Genomic DNA, 14,283 nt, shown 5'->3' with positions numbered 1-14,283 from the left:
AACGCGGCTCGGTGAACAGGGGCTTGTCGAGAAATCCCGCTGCGGCATGGTGTTTCGCGGGGAATGGAGGTTTGCGATGGCGACGATCCGATACCTGGTGACCGATGTCGAGGCGGCGACGGCGTTCTATGTCGAGGCCTTGGGCTTCGAAGTTGTTCAGCAGTTTCCCCCGGCGATGGCGATCCTGAGACGCGGTGACCTGACGCTGTGGACGGCGGGACCGCCATCGTCCGCAGCGCGCCCGATGCCCGACGGCCAATCGCCGGCGCCCGGCGGCTGGAACCGCATGGTGCTGGAGGTGGCCGATATCGAGGCGGCGGTGGCGTATCTGTCCGGCCTCGGCGTTTCATTCCGCAACCAGATCGTCGTCGGGCCGGGCGGACGCCAGATCCTGTGCGAGGATCCGTCCGGCAATCCGATCGAGCTGTTCCAGCCCGCCAGTTGACTTGTCGGCCCCTCTCCTATCGAAGGGCCGGCTTTCCTTTATCCAAGCCGCGAGGACCTAGTGGATCAGTTCGACGTCGTGGTGATCGGCGCCGGCGCGGCGGGCATGATGTGCGCGATCGAGGCCGGCAAGCGCGGCCGCAAGGTCCTGGTGATCGATCACGCCGCCGCGCCGGGCGAGAAGATCCGCATCTCCGGCGGCGGGCGCTGCAACTTCACCAACGTCAACGCCGCCCCGGCCAACTTCCTCTCGGCCAACCCGCACTTCGCGATCTCGGCGCTGCGCCGCTACACGGCCAAGGACTTCATCGCCTGGGTCGAGCGCGAGGGGATCGCCTATCACGAGAAGACCCTGGGCCAGCTGTTCTGCGACAACTCGGCCAAGGACATCATCGCCATGCTGACCGGCGCGATGCGCCAGGCGGGCGTGACCTTGCGCCTGAAGACCAGCGTCGAGCGGGTCGAGCAGGAGGATGAAGGCTTCTCGCTGGAGACCAGCGGCGGACGGGTGACCTGCGAGGCGTTGGTGATCGCCAGCGGCGGCAAGTCGATCCCGAAGATGGGCGCCACCGGTTTCGGCTACGAGATCGCCCGGCAGTTCGGGCTGAATATCGTCGAGACGCGCCCGGCCCTGGTGCCGCTGACTTTCGAGATTGGGATGCTGGAGCGGCTGAAACCGCTGGCCGGAGTGGCGGTGGATTCCGTCGTCGCCAGCGGCAAGACCAAATTCAGCGAGGCGATGCTGTTCACCCATCGCGGGCTGTCGGGCCCGTCGATCCTGCAGATCTCGTCCTACTGGCGCGAGGGCCAGGCGATCACGGTGTCGATGGCGCCGGGCGTGGACATGGCCGCCACCTTGAAGACCGCGCGCCAGACCCGCGGCAAGCAGGCGGCGATCACGGTGCTCTCCGAGCACCTGCCGCGGCGCGTGGCGCAGATGATCCTGGACGAGGCCGCGGCTCCAACCAACGCCGGCGACCTGTCGGACAAGGCCATCGGGCGTATCGACACGGCGGTGAACGCCTGGACGGTGAAGCCGGTCGGATCGGAAGGCTATCGCACCGCCGAGGTGACGCTGGGAGGCGTGGACACCGACGCGCTGGAGTCCAAGACCATGCAGGCCAAGGCCGTGCCGGGGCTCTACTTCATCGGCGAGGTGGTCGACGTCACCGGCTGGTTGGGCGGGTATAACTTCCAGTGGGCGTGGTCGTCGGGCTGGGTGGCCGGACAAGCGGTCTGAGGCTGAACTAGACCAGCGGCGCGCCGGCGTACTGGATCGACCAGGCCTCGGCGGCGTCCTGGGCTGGGCCTGAGGCGTCGACGCCGATCCAGTCGATGGGGCCGACGTCGCGTTCGAGCTGCATGCGCAGGGTGGCGACCGTGGCGTCGGAGGCGTCGCCTTCCCTGCCCTCGATGCGCTGGGCCAGGATTTCCGGCGCGGCCTGCAGCCAGACCCCGTGGAACGGCACGCCGGCGTCCTTGGCCAGCGCTTCGACGCGGCCGCGCAGCTCGGGCTGGATGAAGGTCGCGTCGACCACCACGGCGCGGCCGGCGTCCAGCAGGGCGCGGGCCTCGGCCAACAGGGTGTCGTAGACCTCCTGATAGAAGGCGGGCGAGTAGACGCTGGCCGGCAGCGAGGCGTCGGGCGCCACGCCCAGCAAGCGCTTGCGGATCTCGTCGGTGCGCAGCACCACCGCGCCTGGCGAGGCGCCCAGGCCCGGCGCGATGAGCCGCGCGAAGGTCGACTTGCCCGAGCCCGAGAGCCCGCCGACCGCGGTCAACTTGGGCGGCGGCGGCGACAGGTGCGCCAAGCCGGCGTCGAGATAGGCGCCCGCGCCTTCCAGGTCGGAGCTGTGCGCCTGGACATGGGCCCGCACGCCGGCACGGACAGCCATCATCAGCGGCAGGGCGGCGAGGCCGTCCAGCAGATCCGGCCCGAAGTGGCGACGGCCCTCGTCGACATAGGCCGACAGCACCCGCACCGCCGCATCGCGCCGCCGGCGGAAGTCGAGGTCCATCAACAGGAAGGCGAGGTCGTACTGGATGTCGATGTCCGACAGGATGTCGTTGAACTCGATGCAGTCGAAGAGGACGGGCCTGCCGTCCTCCAGCAGGATGTTCCCGAGATGCAGGTCGGCGTGGCACTGGCGGGCGAAGCCGGCGTCGCGGCGGGCGTCCAGCAGGGCCTCATGGCGGAAGAACTCGGCGTCAGTGGCCGCGATCAGCGCTTCGACGCGGGCCTCGCCGAGCTTCGGCGCCAGTTCGCGCAGCAGCTTGGCGTTGGAGTCGATGGTGTATTTCAGCGCCTTGCCGCCGCCGCCCTGCGGGCGCAGCTCGGCCTTGGCGTGGACGCTCGCGACCTCGCGGCCCATGGCCTCGGCCAGCGGCCCGTCGACCGCCCAAGGACGGGCGGCGAGCACGAAGCTCTCATCGAAGCGGCGCATCTCCAGCGCGTACTCGACCACAGCGCCGGCGCCGTCGAGTTCGAGCCCGCCGCCGCTCTTGCGGGTGATCGTCCGCACCGCGCGATAGATGTCGGAGGTGGCGGCGCGATTGAAGCGCAGCTCCCGCTCCAGCGCCCAGTGGCGTAGGTCGAGCGTGGAGTAGTCGAGGAAACCCAGATCGACCCGCTTCTTGACCTTGAAGGCGGTGTCGCCGGCCAGGAACACCCAGGCGCAGCCGGTCTCGATCTTGCTTTCGGCCTCGCCTTCCAGCCAGGCGACGACTTCGGCTTCTTCAGCGTCGGTCAAGGATAGAGGCGCTGGGTGGTCCAGCCCTCCCCCACGCGGACGAAGACCAGGCGCTCGTGCAGCCGGAACGGCCGGTCGCGCCAGAACTCGATCACCTCAGGCTGCACGCGGAAACCCGACCAGTGCGGCGGGCGCGGCACTTTGCCGAGGCCGAACTTCAGGCCGATCTCGGCGATGCGCTTTTCGAGGGCCAGTCGGTCGGGCAGCTGCTGCGACTGGTCCGACGCCCAGGCCCCGATCTGGGCTGGGCGAGCGCGGGTGGCGAAATAGGCGTCGGCCTCCTCCGGCGTCACCGGCGTCACCGTGCCGCGAACGCGGACCTGGCGGCGCAGCGACTTCCAGTGAAACAGCAGCGAGGCCTTGGGATTGGCGGCGAGCTGACGGCCCTTGGCGCTGCCGAGATTGGTATAGAACACAAAGCCCTCGGGGCCGGCGTCCTTGAGCAGCACCATGCGCACGTCCGGCATGCCGCTTTCGTCCACGGTGGCCAGCGCCATGCCGTTGGGATCGTTGGGCTCTTTGGCCGCGGCCTCTTTCATCCATTCAGCGAACAGCTCGAACGGGTCCTGGGCCGACAGCAGCGGCGGCGGCTCGGCCGCGGTCACCTGGCGGACGTAGTCGTCCTCGCTGGGCGAGGGAGGAATTGCGGCCTTGTCGCTCATGCCGACGATATAGCGCCTTGGCGCGCGCTTGCCATGCTTAACGCACCGTTGACCATGCGCCGTCCACAGTCGCCGGATGGCCGCGCCCAAGTCACCCATGCTGGACAGGAAGCAGGCGCGCGCAGTGCTGGGCGTCGCGTCCGGCGCCGCGCCCGCCGAACTGCGCCGCGCCTTCCGCGAGGCGGCCAAGGGCGCCCACCCCGATCGCCCCGGGGGCGACGCCGAGCGCTTCCGCCAGGTGGTCGAGGCCTACCGCCTGCTGAGCGAGCCGATCCCGACCGGTACGATCATCCAGCCGCCCGCCACCGTCAGGAAAACCGCGCAGGACGACAGGATCCTGCCGATCACGCCGCTGCTGTCGCTAAACGGCGGGGTGGTGCTGCGCGAGACCACGGACGGCCGCAGCCTGAAGATCACCCTGCCCGCCGGTCTGCGCTCAGGCGACCTGCTGCGGGCCGGCGCCGACATGTTCGAGATCGCCGTGCGCGGCGATGCGCAGATCATGATCCGCGGTCACGACCTGTGGGTCACCACGCCGCTGCATCCGCACGTTCTGGCGCAGGGCGGCCGAGTGGCGGTGGACACGCCGCTGGGGCGCCGGGTGGTCTGGATCACCAAGAAGGCCGGAGAACGCGGTCTGGTCCGGTTGGCCGGCCAGGGACTACCGGCCCGGGGCGACCATCCGCAGGGGCACCTGTTCCTGCGCCTGACCGAGCAGACCCGCACCACCGACACCGCCACGCGCACCCTGCGCCGCCGGTTCGCCGCGGCCTGGGCGGCCTAGCCTTGAGCCCAAGCCGGCTTTAAGAACGCCGCCATGTCGCACAACACCTTCGGCCATCTGTTTCGCGTGACCACCTGGGGCGAGAGCCACGGACCGGCCCTGGGCTGCGTCATCGACGGCTGCCCTCCCGGCATCGGCCTGACCGCCGAAGAGGTGCAGGTGTGGCTGGACCAGCGCCGTCCCGGCCAGGGCAAGTTCGTCACCCAACGCCAAGAGCCGGACGCGGTGAAAATCCTGTCGGGCGTGTTCCAGGACGAGCGCACTGACGGCCAGGTGACCACCGGTACGCCGATCTCGATGCTGATCGAGAACGTCGACCAGCGCTCGCGCGACTATGGCGAGATCGCCACCCAATTCCGTCCCGGCCACGCCGACTACACCTATTTCGCCAAGTACGGCGTGCGCGACTATCGCGGCGGGGGCCGGGCCTCGGCGCGCGAGACCGCCGCGCGGGTGGCGGCCGGCGCCGTGGCGCGCAAGATCATCGAGGGCGTCACTGTCCGCGCCGCCGTGGTGCAGATCGGCCCACACGCCATCGACCGCAGCCGCTTTGACTGGGATCAGCGCCACGAGAACGGCTTCTGGTGTCCGGACGCCCAAACGGCGCCGGTCTGGGAAGAGCACCTGGAGCAGGTCCGCAAGGCCGGGTCCTCGACGGGCGCGATCGTCGAGGTCGAGGCGCTGGGCGTGCCGGCCGGCTGGGGCGCGCCCGTCTACGGCAAGCTGGACGCAGAGCTGGCGGCGGCCCTGATGTCGATCAACGCCTCCAAGGGCGTGGAGATCGGCGCGGGCTTCGCCTCGGCAGCCTTCTCGGGCGAGGAAAACGCCGACGAGATGCGCATGGGCAACGACGGCCAGCCGCTGTTCCTGTCCAACAGCGCCGGCGGCATCCTGGGCGGCATCTCGTCCGGCGCGCCCGTGGTGGCGCGGGTGGCGTTCAAGCCGACCTCGTCGATCCTGACGCTGCGCCGCAGCCTGAACGAAGCCGGCCAGGAGATCGACCTGCGCACCAAGGGCCGTCACGACCCCTGCGTGGGACTGCGCGCCGTGCCGGTGGTCGAGGCGATGACTGCCTGCGTGCTGGCCGACGCCTATTTGCGCCACCGGGCCCAGACCGGCGGCGGCGCCTATGTTCCGGGCGGTACGGATCGCCGCTGACCCCGCTGCGGGCGCCGAAATTTCGACACTCACGAATCGCTGTTTTATGACATTGACCGTGCAACTTTCGCGCAGCTAATCAGCTGTTGTCGCGGAATGCATCGTCGCGATTCGGCTCCACAGTCAGCGCGGTGAACGTGCGCCTCGATCGCCTCAAGGTCCTGATCGTCGACGACAACAAGCACACGCGCCTGCTGCTGGCGCAGATTCTGCGGGCGCTCGGCATCACCCAGACCTTTGAAGCGAACGACGGCGTCGAGGGCCTGGCGGCTCTTCGCAACCACGCCGTCGACATCATCCTGACCGACCTAGCGATGGAGCCGATGAACGGCATCGAGTTCGTGCGTTCGCTGCGGACGGGCCCGGACAGTCCCGGCCCGATGCTCCCGGTGATCATGATCACCGGCCATGCGACGATGAAGCGGCTGCAGGAAGCGCGCGACGCCGGCGTCAACGAGTTCATGGGCAAGCCGATCACCGCACGCGGCGTCATCGAGCGGTTGGCCCAGGTGGTCGACCACGCCCGCCCGTTCATTCGCACCGACGACTACTTCGGCCCCGACCGCCGTCGGCGGAACGATCCGAGCCATGAGGGCCCCTGGCGGCGCACAGGCGACCACCGCAACGTCCGCGCGCTCGAGCTCTAGACCTTTTGAATTTGGAGCATTTTCTGCGCCGAACCGGCGGCCACTTCGGCGGAAAATGCTCTAGCGTTCGCCACCATTTGGTGATCTTCGGCCGCTAGGCAGGGATCGTCCCTGTCGGAGTACCCCTGTATGCCCGCCCTTCGCCTTCTCGCCCAGCTGTCGCTGCTGGCGGGCGCGGCCCTGACGCTGTCGGGCTGCCTGGCGGTCGCCGCCACCGGCGCGGTGGTCGGAACCGCTGTCGGAGTGACCGGCGCAGCCGTCGGCGTCACCGCCAAGGGCGTGGGCATGGCCGCCGACGCGATCATCCCCGGCGGCGACGACGACGAGAAGGACGCCAAGCGCAAGTAGCGCCCTGGACTGCCCCGGCGTCAGCGACCTCAGGATCGACGCTCAAGGGAGGCGCCCATGCGTATGGTTCAGGCGACCACGCTGTCGTCGATCGACGACTATCGGATCATCGAGGCCGCCCCGCCGGAGCCCGGTCCGGGCGAGGTGCTGATCGACGTCGCCGCCTGCGGAGTCGGCTATGTCGACGCGCTGGTGGCGCTCGGCCGCTATCAGGTCAAACCGCCGCTGCCGCACACCCCCGGCCAGGAAGCGGCAGGCCGCGTGGCCAAGGTCGGCCCCGGCGTCGAGCACCTGGCGCCCGGCGACCGGGTCATGGCCAGTGTCCGCGGCGGGTTCGCCCAACAGGCCCTGGCGCCCGCGGCCACGGTGCGAGCGATCCCCGAACGCCTGGCGTTCGCGCAGGCCGCCGGCTTCCACATCAACTACGTCACCGCCCTGCACGCCCTGACCGATCGGGCGAACCTTGCCGCGGGCGAGAGCGTGCTGGTGCTCGGCGCGGCCGGCGGGCTGGGCGCGGCGGGGCTGCAGGTCGCCAAGCTGCTGGGCGCCCGGGTGATCGCCGCGGCCTCCAGCGAAGAAAAGCGCGACTTCTGCCGCGCGCTCGGCGCCGACGAGGTGCTGGACACCGCGCCGGAAGGCTGGCGCGAGCGGCTGAAGGCCGCCGGCGGCGGCCGCGGGCCGGACGTCGTGTTCGATCCGGTCTGCGGCCCGCTGTTCGAGCCGGCGTTTCGGTCGCTGAACTGGCGCGGACGCCATCTGGTGCTGGGTTTCGTCGGCGGTCCGATCCCCGCCCTGCCGGCCAACCTGACCCTGATGAAGGGCGCGGCCCTGGTCGGGGTCGATGTGCGTCAGTTCATGCTGTTGGAGCCGGACCGCGCCCGGGCGCACCTGGACCAGTTGCTGGTCTGGGCCGGCGACGGGCGCTTGGCCCCGCCGCTTGGACGCGGCTTTGCCCTCGACCAGTTCGCCCTGGCGCTGGAGTTCGCGCTGACCGGCCAAGGGGTCGGCAAGACAGTGCTCGAGGTCGCAGACCTCTGAGCCGGGTCAGGCGGCCGCAACCGCCATAGCGCAGCTCTCGCCGATGGTCGGGCGCGAGACCACGATGCGCGACAAGCCCGGGAACTTGGGCTGCAGGCGTTCGGCGAAATAGAGGCAGATGTGCTCGAGGGTCGGGCGTTCGAGGCCCGGCTTCTCGTTGAGCAACCCATGGTCGAGTTCGGCGGCGACAGCCTTCAGCTCGGCGTCGAGATCGGCGAGATCTACGACCCAGCCCACCGGCTCCTGCGGCGCGCCGCGGACGGTCGCCTCGACCTTGAACGAGTGGCCATGCAGATTCCGATAGGGCCGGTGCTCGGGCCCTTCGGCGAAGTAGTGCGCCGCGTCGAAGGTCGCGGCCTTGGTGATCTCGAAAATCGGTTGGGTCATCTGGGAGGGTCTGAAGGCGCCCGGCCGCGCTTGTGCGCGTGTCACGGAATGCCGAGATACTTGTGAGTTTGGACGCTTAAACGCCACCGGGGGTGCGCAAGGCAATAGGCGATCGCCGCCTGGGTGTTTTCGACGCGTGCCGGGCCATCCATCGGCTGCAGCAGAAAACGCTCGAAATCCATGTGCTCGAAGCGCGACGGATCGGCCAACGCCTGCGGAAAGACCAGCTTCAGTTCCTGACCGCGGGTCTGCACGACCTCGGCGTCGGCCTTGGGACTGACGCAGATCCAATCGACCCCTTCGGGAACCGGCAAGGTGCCGTTGGTCTCCAGGGCGATGCGGAAGCCGCGCGCGTGCAACGCGGCGATCAGCGGGGCGTCGACCTGCAACAGAGGCTCGCCGCCGGTGCAGACCACCAGGCGATGATCTGGACCGCCGGTCCAGGCCGCCTCGACCGCCGCGGCGAGGTCCTCGGGACCGGCGAAGCGGCCGCCGCCCTCCCCGTCCATGCCGACGAAGTCGGTGTCGCAGAAGGTGCAGACGGCCTTGGTGCGGTCTTCTTCGCGCCCCGACCAGAGGTTGCATCCCGCAAAGCGGCAAAACACCGCCGGCTGACCGGCCTGGCCGCCCTCGCCCTGGAGGGTCAGGAAGATCTCTTTGACGGCGTAGCTCATGACGTCAGTTCCGCGCGGCCGCCTTCGACCCATTCGGCCCAGCCCCTGGCGCGCAGGTCGCAGGCCGGACAATCACCGCAGCCATGCCCCCAATCGTGCAGCGCCCCGCGGGTTCCCCGGTAACAGGTGTGGCTGTCACGGACGATCACGTCGACCAGGTCCTCGCCGCCGAGCCCCTTGGCCAGCGCCCAGGTCTGCGCCTTGGTCAGCCACATCAGCGGCGTCTCGACGACAAAATCCTGGGCCATGCCGAGGTTCAGCGCCCGCTCCAGGGCGTCGAGCGTCTCGCGGCGACAGTCCGGATAGCCGGAGAAGTCCGTCTCGCACATCCCGCCCACTAGAAATTTCAGTTTCCGGCGATCGGCCAGGGCGGCCGCATAGGTCAGAAACACGAGGTTGCGGCCCGGCACATAGGTGTTGGGCAGCCCCTTCTCGGTGATCTCGAACGCTCGCTCCGTCGTCATCGCGGTGTCGCCGACGGCCCCGAAGCCGGTCAGGTCGAGAACGTGATCCTCGCCGAGCCGATCGGCCCATTGCGGAAACCGCGCGCGGATCGCCCCGCGAACCACAGAACGCTGTTCCATTTCCACCGCGTGCCGCTGGCCGTAGTCGAAACCAACGGTCTCGACATGATCGTGCCGGGCCAGCGCCCAGGCGAGGCAGACGCTGGAATCCTGACCGCCCGAGAACAGGACCAGGGCGCGAGACTGCGGAGAAGCTTGGCTCATCGGCCCCATATGCGCGCGCGCGGCGCAAATCGGAAGCCCGGCGCGTCGCCGCGCCGCGCCGACCGCCATACCGCTGAATCTAAAACACTCGCAGAAACAACGACCTCGCACATGCAGCACGACGAATACCGCACCTGCACAAGCTTCACCTTAAGATAGACCGGCCCAACCACTTACAATTGAAAGAATTTGAAGCTTGTGCATTTCAGCAACAGACCTTGGTTAGTTTCGACCTGATCACCGATAACTTAACATCGTCACGTTGACAGACTCCACAACTGAGCGCGAGCCTTTGCCTTGTCGCGGGTGTGGCCGCCAACCCAGGACAAATCTCCGTGCGGCGAAAGGTGACGCACCAGGCCGGTTTGTAGAGAGCCGTGGGCGTCTTGGGAGGAACCTGGAATGTTGAATACTCTGCATTTGCGGAGCGCGCTGATTGTTGGCGCGTCTGCTGTAGCGTTGAGTTCAGTTGCGTCCCCGGCCTGGTCCCAGAACGTCATTCAGGAACTGGTGGTCACCGCCCAGAAGCGCGAGGAGGCCCTTCAGGACGTGCCGATCGCGGTGTCGGCGTTCAACCAAGACACCCTTGAGAAGGCCAAGATCGACGGCGGGCCGAACCTGGTCATCGCCGTGCCGAACGTGAACTTCTCCAAGGGGAACTTCACCGGCTACAACTTCCAGATCCGCGGCATCGGCTCCAAGCTGGTCGCCGGCTCGGGCGACGCCGGCACCGGCATCCACCTGAACAACGCGCCGCTGCTCTCCAACAACCTGTTCGAGACCGAATTCTACGACGTGGAACGGGTCGAAGTTCTGCGCGGTCCGCAAGGCACCCTCTACGGACGCAACGCCACCGGCGGTGTGGTCAACATGATCACCGCCAAGCCGATCGACGAGTTCGAGGCGATGATCCGCGGCGAGGTCGGCAACTACAACACCATGAAGCTGCGGGGCATGATCAACGTGCCGCTGGGCGACATGTTCGCCCTGCGGGTCGCGGGCTCGTGGCTGAAGCGCGACGGGTTCGGCGACAACTTGGTGACCGGCAACGACGCCGACGACCGCGACCTGTTCGGCACGCGCACGACCCTGGCGTTCAACCCCACCGACACCTTCCACGCCTACTTCCTGTGGGACCACTTCGACGAGGACGACAACCGCTCGCGGATCGGCAAGCAGTTCTGCACCAAGGATGTCGGCCCGGCGAACGTCGGCGGGGTCGACTTTTCGGCGGCGGCCGGCGGCCTGATCGGCCAGATCCAGCGGGGCCTGTTCAGCCAGGGCTGCTCGGCGACCTCGCTCTACTCGGCCGGCGCACTGGGAACGGTGAACTCGCAGGCGACCCTGGGCGGCCTGTTCGGCGCTCTCGGCGGCTTCCAGACCGGCGACGCCTATGCCGGCAAGATGCAGACGACCAATGTCCGCGACATCGAGTCGACCTTTGACCCGATCTATCAATCGACGACCGACATCTACCAGTTCAACGTCGACTGGGATGTGACCGACGAACTGCGGCTGACCTGGCTGACGTCTTACACGGACTTCGACCTCTACACGCGCCAGGACTACAACCGCTACGTCCCGAGCACGAGCTTCAACTCGACCCCGAACCCGGTCAACGCCTTCGCCGCCGTGCCAGGCTACGCCGCCATCTACGGCGCGCTGTTCCCCGGGGGCGTGATCAACGACGCCCAGAACAAGCCGTTCAACCGCTTCACGACCAGCGACATCTCGTCGGCCTACACCAAGGGCTGGAGCCAGGAGCTGCGACTGCAGTCGGCCTATGACGGCCCGTTCAACTTCAACGTCGGCGGGATCATGGTTCGCTACCAGGCGACCGGCGACTACTACGTGATGTTCAACACCGGGACCGGCTACTACCAGATCAACAACCTGCTGGCCGCCGGCAATCCCAACTGCGTGGGCGCCGCGCCGTGCATTTCGATCGATCCGAACTACGAACCGACCCGCGTCGGCCGTAACTACTACGACGCCTACGGCCCCTATGACCTGCGCTCGCACGCCTTCTTCGGCGAGCTCTACTGGCAAGCGACCGACACCCTGAAGTTCACCGGCGGCCTGCGCTACACGGTCGACGACAAGGAAGTCGAAAACCATCAGGTCAACCTGGGCATTCCGGGCTCGGGCATCGCCGGGCCGCTGCCAGGCACGCCCGACATCCTGCATGTCGAGTTCAAGGAGACCACGGGCCGCATCGGCTTCGACTGGAAGCCGGACCTCGACTTCACCGACGACACCCTGGTCTATGCGTTCTTCTCGCGCGGCTACAAGGCCGGGGGCCTCAACTCGCCCTGCAGCGGCGGGGCGGGCGTGATCTGCGGGCCGCCGACCTTCGACCCGGAGTTCATCAACGCCTACGAAATCGGCACCAAGAATACGGTGCTGGACGGCACGATGACCCTGAACCTCACGGCCTTCTACTATGACTACGAAGGCTATCAGGTCTCGAAGATCGTCAACCGCGCCTCGACCAACGAGAACATCGACGCCAAGATCAAGGGCGTCGAACTCGAGTCGGTCTGGCAGCCCCTGCAAGGCCTGCGGCTCAACGCGCAGATCGGCTGGCTTGACACCGAGATCAGCTCCGGCACGTCGATCGACACCTTCAACCGCACGGGCGGCGACCCCAACCTGGTGCTGGTGAAGTCGAGCGCGGCGTCGAACTGCGTCGTCAACATGGCCGCGGCCCAGACCGCCCTGACCATCTCGAACGCCCTCAACAACCCGTTCGCCCTGCTCGGCGTCTGCACCCCGGCCTCCACCGCCGGCGCGGGCACCAACATCGGCAGCGGCGCGCTGGCGGTCGGCACCAACGCCTTCGGCGGCCTGGTCAGCGACGGCGTTCCGCTGTCGCTCGAAGGCAGGGAACTGCCGAACGCCCCACACTGGACCGTCTCGCTGGGCGCCCAGTACACTTGGGAGTTCGGCAACGACTGGTCGCTGACGGCGCGCGGCGACTACTACAAGCAGACCGAGACCTTCGCCCGGATCTACAACACCGAGCCGGACCGGATCGACGACTGGCAGAACGTCAACCTGACCCTGACCCTGACCAATCCGGTCAACGGCTGGGAGGTCGGGGCTTACGTCAAGAACGCCACCGACGAAGAGGCGATCACCGACTTCTACCTGACCGACGACTCCTCGGGCCTGTTCCGCAACGCCTTCTACACCGAGCCGCGCACCTACGGCGTGTCGCTGCAGAAGCGCTTCTGACGACCTGATCTACCCAGCCGCAAGGCCTTGGCCGCCGCCCCTCGGGACGGCGGCCTTTTTCTTTGGCGTGCCCGCAGAATTCGAACGCCATTTTGCGATTCAGGTACGGCGCGCAGGCTCCCGCATGGACCGGAGCTCCTTGTTTTCCTTTGATTCATAAACCGTCAGAAAACGTCGGTCATTTTTGTACTCGCGATTTGAAAGCGCGGTATTTCGGCCACAGACTTTCAAAAGGTCAGATGAATCGCGTTCAGTTATCGCGGGTCACATTGACGCCCGCACCGCCCAGGCGGAGGTTCCCCGCCCTGGCGCCTCCCCGCGCCGGACAACCGCACATCATGCGGGCGGATACGAAGAGGGCGCTCCACGCCCCTCCGCCCTGGGAGGATACTTGATGGCTACCAACGCCCCGCGTCTGCGGACCATGCTGGCCCTGAGCGCTTCAGTTCTGACGCTTTCGGCAATTTCGGCGCCGGCCTTCGCCCAGGAAGAATTCCAGATCGAGGAACTGGTCGTCACGGCCGAGAAGCGCGAACAGGCGCTACAAGACGTGCCGGTGGCCGTCTCGGCCTACACGTCCGAGCAGCGCGACATCCGCGGCATGACCGGCATCCAGGACTTCGTGAACTTCACCCCCGGCATGAACTATTCGGGCACCGACCGCGTCTCGCTGCGCGGGGCTGGCCGCAACACCTTCTACATCGGCAACGACCCGGGCGTGGCGGCCTACACCGACGGCTTCTACTCGGCCTCGTCCTCGGAACTGTTCAAGAGCTCGCTGTTCGTCGAGCGCACCGAAATCCTCCGCGGCCCCCAGGGCACGCTGTACGGCCGCAACGCCATGGGCGGGGCGCTGAACACCATCTCCAAGCGCCCGTCGCATGAGTTCGGCGGCGAAATCCGCGCCGGCTACGGCAACTTCGACCGCACCAAGATCGAAGGCGTCGTCTCGATCCCGGTCGCCGACAACCTGCGCTTCAAGATCGGCGGCAGCCAGGATTGGCAGCGCGAAGGCTTCATCGAGAACATCGGCGGGGCCAACGACGGCGCCACCATCAAGCGCACCTACTTCGAAATCCAGGCCGAGGCCGAACTGGGCGACAACCTGGATGTCTGGGCCCGCTACTCGCGCTCGAACTGGGATGACTCGACCGGCGTCGGCGACCGCCTCGCCAACCAGATCACGCCCTACGACACCACCCGCCCGTTCCAGCCGATCGGCGGCCTGGTGCCGAACGGCCAGTTCGGCATGACGACCGCCAACCCGGGCGTCGCCGACCCGTACAAGCAATCGACCAACCGCGACGGCTATGGCCAGCTGCGCGGCAACCACCTGTTCACGACCTCGATCACCTACGATCTGGGCTGGGCGAGCCTGAAGTACATCGGCGGCTTCCAGCAGTACAACTACCAGACCGGCGGCGAC

The 14,283-nt window shown here is 67.6% G+C and carries 14 protein-coding genes; 9 read left to right on the top strand and 5 right to left on the bottom strand.

Features of this window, described 5'->3' with window-relative positions; translation table 11 throughout:
* Positions 1 to 76 precede the first annotated feature (76 nt).
* Together C0481_RS19800 and C0481_RS19795 are read left to right on the top strand one after the other, a co-directional pair.
* Positions 77 to 445 (top strand): VOC family protein, encoded by a 369-nt coding sequence (locus C0481_RS19800; protein ID WP_293407081.1) that lies wholly within the window; start codon positions 77 to 79, stop codon positions 443 to 445.
* Between the two features lie 60 nt (positions 446 to 505).
* The gene (locus tag C0481_RS19795; RefSeq protein WP_293407078.1) at positions 506 to 1,684 is read left to right on the top strand and encodes an NAD(P)/FAD-dependent oxidoreductase; all 1,179 of its coding nucleotides are present in this window, start codon (positions 506 to 508) and stop codon (positions 1,682 to 1,684) included.
* Between the two features lie 7 nt (positions 1,685 to 1,691).
* On the opposite strand, the gene C0481_RS19790 is transcribed toward C0481_RS19795, so the two are convergent.
* Together C0481_RS19790 and pdxH are read right to left on the bottom strand one after the other, a co-directional pair.
* Complete coding sequence (locus C0481_RS19790; protein ID WP_293407076.1) at positions 1,692 to 3,194, bottom strand: bifunctional aminoglycoside phosphotransferase/ATP-binding protein; 1,503 nt, start codon at positions 3,192 to 3,194, stop codon at positions 1,692 to 1,694.
* Complete coding sequence (pdxH, locus tag C0481_RS19785; protein WP_293407074.1) at positions 3,191 to 3,856, bottom strand: pyridoxamine 5'-phosphate oxidase; 666 nt, start codon at positions 3,854 to 3,856, stop codon at positions 3,191 to 3,193. The genes C0481_RS19790 and pdxH overlap by 4 nt, the downstream gene beginning before the upstream one ends.
* A 97-nt stretch (positions 3,857 to 3,953) precedes the next feature.
* Between pdxH and C0481_RS19780 the strand changes: the two genes are divergently transcribed.
* The 5 genes from C0481_RS19780 to C0481_RS19760 all read left to right on the top strand — a co-directional run bounded on the left by C0481_RS19780 (position 3,954) and on the right by C0481_RS19760 (position 7,831).
* Positions 3,954 to 4,640, top strand: coding sequence for a DnaJ domain-containing protein (locus C0481_RS19780; protein WP_293407072.1), 687 nt, complete (start codon positions 3,954 to 3,956; stop codon positions 4,638 to 4,640).
* Between the two features lie 33 nt (positions 4,641 to 4,673).
* A complete protein-coding gene (gene aroC, locus C0481_RS19775) occupies positions 4,674 to 5,798 on the top strand; it encodes a chorismate synthase (RefSeq protein WP_293407071.1) in 1,125 nt (374 codons plus the stop codon).
* A 137-nt stretch (positions 5,799 to 5,935) separates the two neighbouring features.
* Positions 5,936 to 6,445, top strand: a complete 510-nt coding sequence (locus C0481_RS19770) for a response regulator (protein ID WP_293407070.1) — start codon at positions 5,936 to 5,938, stop codon at positions 6,443 to 6,445.
* A 129-nt stretch (positions 6,446 to 6,574) separates the two neighbouring features.
* Positions 6,575 to 6,793, top strand: a complete 219-nt coding sequence (locus tag C0481_RS19765; protein WP_293407069.1) for a hypothetical protein — start codon at positions 6,575 to 6,577, stop codon at positions 6,791 to 6,793.
* 57 nt (positions 6,794 to 6,850) lie between these two features.
* Entirely contained in the window at positions 6,851 to 7,831 is a 981-nt protein-coding gene (locus C0481_RS19760) for an NADPH:quinone oxidoreductase family protein (RefSeq protein WP_293407068.1), read from the top strand.
* A 6-nt stretch (positions 7,832 to 7,837) separates the two neighbouring features.
* On the opposite strand, the gene C0481_RS19755 is transcribed toward C0481_RS19760, so the two are convergent.
* The 3 genes from C0481_RS19755 to queC are packed head-to-tail and all read right to left on the bottom strand — an operon-like array spanning position 7,838 to position 9,620.
* Positions 7,838 to 8,218, bottom strand: a complete 381-nt coding sequence (locus C0481_RS19755) for a 6-carboxytetrahydropterin synthase (RefSeq protein WP_293407067.1) — start codon at positions 8,216 to 8,218, stop codon at positions 7,838 to 7,840.
* A gap of 41 nt (positions 8,219 to 8,259) precedes the next feature.
* Positions 8,260 to 8,892 carry a 7-carboxy-7-deazaguanine synthase gene (gene queE, locus C0481_RS19750; protein ID WP_293407066.1) on the bottom strand — a complete coding sequence of 211 codons (633 nt, stop codon included), beginning with the start codon at positions 8,890 to 8,892 and terminating at the stop codon, positions 8,260 to 8,262.
* Positions 8,889 to 9,620, bottom strand: a complete 732-nt coding sequence (queC, locus tag C0481_RS19745) for a 7-cyano-7-deazaguanine synthase QueC (RefSeq protein ID WP_293407065.1) — start codon at positions 9,618 to 9,620, stop codon at positions 8,889 to 8,891. Before queC ends, queE begins: the two co-directional genes overlap by 4 nt.
* Before the next feature lie 459 nt (positions 9,621 to 10,079).
* Between queC and C0481_RS19740 the strand changes: the two genes are divergently transcribed.
* Both C0481_RS19740 and C0481_RS19735 read left to right on the top strand, forming a co-directional pair.
* Complete coding sequence (locus C0481_RS19740; RefSeq protein WP_363223837.1) at positions 10,080 to 12,857, top strand: TonB-dependent receptor; 2,778 nt, start codon at positions 10,080 to 10,082, stop codon at positions 12,855 to 12,857.
* A gap of 394 nt (positions 12,858 to 13,251) precedes the next feature.
* Positions 13,252 to 14,283: TonB-dependent receptor plug domain-containing protein (locus C0481_RS19735; protein ID WP_293407063.1), on the top strand; the 1,032-nt coding region annotated here is incomplete at its 3' end.

Source organism: Phenylobacterium sp. (assembly GCF_013822795.1).
In the GTDB taxonomy this organism is placed as follows: domain Bacteria; phylum Pseudomonadota; class Alphaproteobacteria; order Caulobacterales; family Caulobacteraceae; genus Phenylobacterium.
The sequence above is the reverse complement of the archived record's forward strand: the minus strand, read 5'-3'. Positions and strand labels throughout refer to the sequence as shown.

Bases quoted from the DNA above. Each gene is read 5' to 3' on its own strand.
- C0481_RS19800 (WP_293407081.1), top strand. From the start codon at position 77: ATGGCGACGATCCGATACCTGGTGACCGATGTCGAGGCGGCGACGGCG.
- pdxH (WP_293407074.1), bottom strand. From the start codon at position 3,856: ATGAGCGACAAGGCCGCAATTCCTCCCTCGCCCAGCGAGGACGACTAC.
- C0481_RS19780 (WP_293407072.1), top strand. From the start codon at position 3,954: ATGCTGGACAGGAAGCAGGCGCGCGCAGTGCTGGGCGTCGCGTCCGGC.
- aroC (WP_293407071.1), top strand. From the start codon at position 4,674: ATGTCGCACAACACCTTCGGCCATCTGTTTCGCGTGACCACCTGGGGC.
- C0481_RS19765 (WP_293407069.1), top strand. From the start codon at position 6,575: ATGCCCGCCCTTCGCCTTCTCGCCCAGCTGTCGCTGCTGGCGGGCGCG.
- C0481_RS19760 (WP_293407068.1), top strand. From the start codon at position 6,851: ATGCGTATGGTTCAGGCGACCACGCTGTCGTCGATCGACGACTATCGG.
- C0481_RS19755 (WP_293407067.1), bottom strand. From the start codon at position 8,218: ATGACCCAACCGATTTTCGAGATCACCAAGGCCGCGACCTTCGACGCG.
- queE (WP_293407066.1), bottom strand. From the start codon at position 8,892: ATGAGCTACGCCGTCAAAGAGATCTTCCTGACCCTCCAGGGCGAGGGC.
- queC (WP_293407065.1), bottom strand. From the start codon at position 9,620: ATGAGCCAAGCTTCTCCGCAGTCTCGCGCCCTGGTCCTGTTCTCGGGC.